The sequence below is a fragment of the cf. Phormidesmis sp. LEGE 11477 genome, assembly GCF_015207105.1.
GTDB lineage: Bacteria > Cyanobacteriota > Cyanobacteriia > Phormidesmidales > Phormidesmidaceae > Phormidesmis.
The window spans coordinates 1-4,930 of record NZ_JADEXO010000204.1; the positions used below are offsets into that span (position 1 = coordinate 1).

Annotated in this window: 4 protein-coding genes; 2 read left to right on the forward strand and 2 right to left on the reverse strand. The window is 48.7% G+C overall.

The window, feature by feature from the left end:
• Window positions 1–81 precede the first annotated feature (81 nt).
• Window positions 82–525, forward strand: coding sequence for a cyanase (gene cynS, locus IQ256_RS28355; RefSeq protein WP_193859037.1), 444 nt, complete (start codon window positions 82–84; stop codon window positions 523–525).
• A 54-nt stretch (window positions 526–579) separates the two neighbouring features.
• On the opposite strand, the gene IQ256_RS28360 is transcribed toward cynS, so the two are convergent.
• Both IQ256_RS28360 and IQ256_RS28365 read right to left on the reverse strand, forming a co-directional pair.
• Entirely contained in the window at window positions 580–2,730 is a 2,151-nt protein-coding gene (locus IQ256_RS28360) for an EF-hand domain-containing protein (protein ID WP_193859038.1), read from the reverse strand.
• Window positions 2,731–2,843: 113 nt separating this feature from the next.
• Window positions 2,844–3,605 (reverse strand): hypothetical protein, encoded by a 762-nt coding sequence (locus tag IQ256_RS28365; RefSeq protein ID WP_193859039.1) that lies wholly within the window; start codon window positions 3,603–3,605, stop codon window positions 2,844–2,846.
• A 570-nt stretch (window positions 3,606–4,175) separates the two neighbouring features.
• Between IQ256_RS28365 and IQ256_RS28370 the strand changes: the two genes are divergently transcribed.
• A complete protein-coding gene (locus IQ256_RS28370) occupies window positions 4,176–4,928 on the forward strand; it encodes an acyl-CoA desaturase (RefSeq protein WP_228025369.1) in 753 nt (250 codons plus the stop codon).
• Window positions 4,929–4,930 lie beyond the last annotated feature (2 nt).

Genomic DNA, 4,930 nt, shown 5'->3' on the forward strand with positions numbered 1-4,930 from the left:
CCCCAGAGGGGATTACTTCAGGAGATGAGACTACATAGCTGAATCTCAGATGACGTTAACTTGATTTGAAAGGTGTTTGATATGACGACTCCAGAAGTTACGAAGAAGCTATTGGCAGCAAAGAAAGAGAAAGGCTTGAGCTTTGCGGATTTGGAGGCCAAACTCGGCTTTGATGAAGTTTGGATTGCTTCGGTTTTTTATCGGCAGGCGAGTGCTTCTGAAGAGGAGGCTGGCAAGATGGTCGAGATGTTGGGGCTAGGGCCAGATGTGGCGGAGGCGCTGACTGAGTGCCCGGTAAAAGGTGGGTTAGATCCACTGGTACCGACTGACCCGCTGATCTACCGCTTTTACGAGATTATGCAGGTGTATGGTATGCCGGTGAAGGCAGTGGTGCATGAGAAGTTTGGCGATGGGATTATGAGCGCGATTGATTTTTCGATCGATGTGGAAAGGGAAGAAGATCCGAAGGGCGATCGCGTCAAGGTGATTATGTGTGGTAAGTTTTTGCCCTATAAGAAGTGGTAAGAGCGGTGCTTTAGGATGGGCCATGACACCCGCCTATTTGAGCAAATTGATTGCCTAAGAAAGGCCCTGAATAACTAACTGAAACTCTTCGTAGCTCACCTGTTCGTCACCGCTGGTATCTGCTCGCTGAAGCATGGTCTTAATTTGCTCGGTGGTAAAGTTGGGTTCGATAGCCTGGATGTATTCTCGTAGCTCGGTTAGGCTGATATGGCCTGAGCTGTCTGCATCAATTTGGGCAAAGATTTTTCGCAGCTGGTTGTCTCCTCCTGTTTTGAGATGGTCGAGCAAGCTAATGCGCTCGGCGATGGTGTGCCAGAGCTGATGGGGGTCGCTCTGGTGCAGGGCATCGGCTTCATCATCAGCGGTGATGCTGTACTCTTGGCGGATATTAGTGACTAGGGCGCGATCGCGCTGAGACAGATTATCCAAAATAGTTGCGATCGCTTCAGGCGAAGCCTCTTCTGAAAAAGCAGCCATTAATTCCGCTACGCTCACCTGAGCAGGGTGATCTTTCCAAGCTGATAAAATCGTTTCCAGCAAGCTCTCTCGGTAGCTCTCCAACCGCAGTGAGTTTTCTTGGCTATGGGTCTTTCTAGGATCGAAGATTTCGGGATAGTCTTGACTCAGCGCGGTCAAAATTGTCTCGTGATCGGCATCAGAAATATCCAGCTCTCGGCGCAGTTGTGCAAAGCTCTTCAAACTGTTCGCCGGTTCTACGTAACCATCTTGAAGGGTTTCTTTGAGCACGCCTTGGTAGGTTTGCAGCCGCTTCTCCTGAGAAAAGTCGGGCAGCACTTTGGCTAATACATAGAGTTCATCGGCACTAAGATCATCTAGCGATCGCCCTTCTAACGCTTTGGCAACATCCAGGTCTAGCTTTTTGAGCTGCTTGAGCAGGCGGCTTGCCAAACTCTCTCGCCGATAAAGACTGGGGCTGCGCTGCCAGGTGCGATACAGCCACAAGCTGCTACAGATCGCAATCAAAATCGGAAACGCCTGAGGGAGTAGTCCCGGTAAAAGCTGAATAAAGTTGTTGCCTGCAAAAATAAAGAAGAAATTGAAAATAAAGAACGTGCATAGGGTAAACGCCTGGTGACGAATGAGGCTAGTATCGGCAGAGCGTTGGTGGCGCAAGCGGTAAGCCTTGTAGCGATTTTCGGCGAGGCGGCCCAAGCTATAGGCAGTTAGGGTAAAAGCGCCGAGCGTGAGTGGCACGGCCACTAGTTTAGGAATTGCGATCGCCTCGCCAAAGAGATAAAATCCTGGCTTCAGCAAATTGGCGAGCTGCGCTTCCTCATGAGCCCAAGCGCCGGAGAAATAGTAGTTCCAGCTGCCCGCGTATAGGTAGTAGTAAACAAAGTAACCGACGGCAATCCCGACATAGCCGTAGTACAGCCACTGCTGCTGAGGCTTTTGGATGCCGTCCCAATAGGTTCGTTCTGCATCAATGTCAATGCAAGGACTTTGACAGGCAACGCAGGCGCTGAGTTCTTTACCTTCGGGGCTAATGGTTCGACACATTGATTGGCTAATCGGCTGGCGATCGCCCAGATGGGCAGTGCTGTTGAGCAAGGCTCTAGGTTCTGCGTAGATTTTTTGCACTGGTGCCATCGGACAGAAATATTGACACCAAGCCTTACCACCATAGAGAAATCCGACTGTAAGGGCAGCGGCAATTGTTCCGAGTAAAAAAATACCCAGGGCAATCCGGTTAGAATTGACAAACAAAATTCGATTGCAGAGACCCAGAAAGAACAGGCCAAACTGTAGGGAAACGTGATTGCGAGCCAGCCACGACTTTTTGTCCACTTTTACCAGTTCGTAGCGAATTTTGCCTGTTTTTTGGTGAGTACGCTTGCGCTTACGTTCCCAGCCTAGCGCGCGGGGAATTTGTGAAATAAATGACAGCGGACAAACTCGTCGCCAAACCTCATGACCCAGCACCAACAGGATGAAAATAGAGGTAGGTACGATTATTCCCCAAAACAAAGGCGCGCCTAACGCATAGGGCACTTCGGTCAAACACTGCCCCTGAACGGGTACGCATCTCTCTACGTTGAGCCGCAGCGGACTCGCTAAGCTCGTCGGTTTGGTCAGCCAGCTAGAGAGGGGGTCGTAAAACAGTGAACCAATCAGCACACTCCAGCCGATGACTAGACTCCATCGCACCTGACGCATGGTTTTTTCAGAGACTTTAGATAGCATGATGAGTGGACCTTTTTAAAGGCAGGTTGGTAGCGTCACGTTTTATTGACTGTACTGGAGATTACAGACTAGATATAGCTTTTCCGCGCTTTGCTATATCAAATGGACTTTTCTTACATGGCTACAGATTTCTCCTGGTAAGCCCCAAGCCATTCTGCTTTTGGACTGAGGTTGAACCAGAACAGTTCGATTAAGCCCCAGGTAATGCTCTTGTAGAGAAGTGCTTTCCTCTGATTTGTTCTAGCTTCTTGCTCCCTAACGAAATAGTCCTTAGCGGTGATGTTTTTTGCGTGCCCTAGGTTTAGATGATTGGATACTTGCGATCGCCAATCCTCAAAGGTTTGCATTAGCACGTCAGCGGATGCATCCTTTCTCAACTTAAATAACCGATGAGGCAGTCGTAAGAAGGCATATGAGACTGCAGCGGTACTGCTACTCACTGACGTATTGGTAACCGCTAGCGTCCATGTTTTCTCAAGTTGACCAGAGATGCTACAAAAAATAGGTGCATTGCCGACTTTCCCTATCTCTGCAAAACAAAACTTTTGCGGGTGGACAAATAACCTAGCGACTGGTTTATTGTCTTCATCGGCGGGGATAGTGTAGTCAGTTAGCTGCTCAAAGCCTAGCCGATTGAGCTGTGTGGTGTACTGGGCCAACTCTTCTTGAGCGGCGTCGGTCCATAGCCCAGGTTCAGCCGTTGTGAATTTCAGCGGTGATAATACCCACATAAACAAAAATTTGATCACAATTTCTAGTAGCAAGAGGATAGAAATTAGGTATGTCCAAGATGACATTTGCCAGTCAAGCAAGCTGCTAGCAACGCCGATTACAACACCGACAATAGCCCACAGCAAAAATCTGGTTGCGTCCATAGACGAAGCCCTCAAGGAGAACGTAGTCAGCTTTCCCCGTTGAGCTCACTCTCCACCGCTATTGACTAGTTGCGTGTACCGCAAACAGTCAGAACCCTAGACTCACGTAAATTCAATAGTTTTAGAAACAAATTAAAATTAAAGGACTGTATTTGGACTAAATTTTATACTCTTTTTCAGACCTAAACCGTCCTAATTTAGGCCGTCGTCATAGATGATACCGGTAGACCATCATTGAACATCGGGCAATTTGGGCCGCGATCGCACCTGCTTTTCAAGTTTGCCCGCGTTCTTACTACATCTTTCTTAACCTAACTGGTCCTAAGATAGATAGCGTAACCACTTGATCGTGCGACCGTGAGGCATGCAAAAAAGACATGCCTCACGGTTCTAATAAGAAGGAACGCAAATTTAATGCCACTGAAGAGCCCATCTCGCCCATCGCCATCGTTTAGCCAGCCAGCACGAGAGACAGCTACACAGCATCAAAAGCAACACTACTCTAAGCCTGTACTAGCTGCATATTGGACAGGACCTGTTTTTATTATCACTTGTCATATTGGCGTAGTCATGGCACTGTTCACTGGACTAAGCCTGGGTGCCTGGCTATGGATCGCCTTTCTGTACTGGATCAGAATGCTGGCCATCACGGGTATCTATCACCGCCTTCTTACTCACAAATCTTACAGCGCTCCCAAGCCAGTGAAATGGGTTGGCAGTATTATCGCTTGTGCCGCTGGCCAGATGGGGCCTAGCTGGTGGAAAGGCCACCATGACGAACATCATCTATTCTCAGATCAAGCCGGCGATCCTCACAATTCTACTAAGGGCTTTTGGTGGTCTCACTATCAGTGGCTGCTTGGTGGCAACTTCCTTCCATCCAAGCTACCTGCTGATGTTGAGAAAGACCCCATACTTCGACTGATCGATCGTTTTCATATTGTTCCAGCGATCGCACTCGGTCTAATATCTTTCGCCCTAGGCGGCAGCGAATATTTAGCTGCTTTCTTCGTCAGTACCACACTTCTCTTTCACGGCGTGGCAACAGTCAACTCACTCTGCCATCAGTTTGGCACTCAGCCATTTCACTCAGACGATCACAGTCGTAACAACGGACTGGTTGCCTTCTTAACACTAGGTGAAGGCTGGCACAATTGCCACCATGCATTCCCTTGGTCGGCGCGTCAGGGCATTACCAAAATCGATGGTCAGATCAAATACCTCCCAGATCCCACCTTTCTCTTCATTCAGGGCTTACAGCGAGTTGGTCTAGCTTCCAAGATCAGGTTGCCTTTCACCAAAGATGCAACAGAGCTGAATTAATG

Excerpts from the sequence above, each read along its gene's own strand:
- IQ256_RS28370 (WP_228025369.1), top strand. The coding sequence starts at position 4,176 with ATGGCACTGTTCACTGGACTAAGCCTGGGTGCCTGGCTATGGATCGCC.
- IQ256_RS28360 (WP_193859038.1), bottom strand. The coding sequence starts at position 2,730 with ATGCTATCTAAAGTCTCTGAAAAAACCATGCGTCAGGTGCGATGGAGT.
- cynS (WP_193859037.1), top strand. The coding sequence starts at position 82 with ATGACGACTCCAGAAGTTACGAAGAAGCTATTGGCAGCAAAGAAAGAG.
- IQ256_RS28365 (WP_193859039.1), bottom strand. The coding sequence starts at position 3,605 with ATGGACGCAACCAGATTTTTGCTGTGGGCTATTGTCGGTGTTGTAATC.